This window comes from Bradyrhizobium sp. Kon58, from assembly GCF_055807455.1.
Window position 1 is genome coordinate 1 of sequence record NZ_JBVVOT010000525.1, and the last position, 255, is coordinate 255.

The 255-nt window shown below is 70.6% G+C and carries 1 pseudogene; it reads left to right on the forward strand.

The window, feature by feature from the left end:
- Positions 1–255 (forward strand): annotated as a pseudogene (locus AC0L20_RS41350) (ATP-dependent helicase HrpB); the annotation flags it as partial.

The following is a 255-nucleotide window of genomic DNA, read 5'->3' on the forward strand; positions in this document are numbered from 1 at the left end:
ATCATGCCGCCGTGCTGGTGGCGCCGCCGGGCGCCGGCAAGACCACGCGCGTGCCGCTGGCGCTGCTCGATGCCCCTTGGGTCAAGGGCAGGAAGATCATCGTGCTGGAGCCGCGGCGCATCGCGGCGCGCGCCAGCGCCGACCGCATGGCCAAATCACTGGGCGAACGCGCCGGTGAGACCGTCGGCTATCGTGTCCGCTTCGGCTCGAAAATCTCGCGCGCGACCCGCATCGAGGTGGTGACGGAGGGCATCT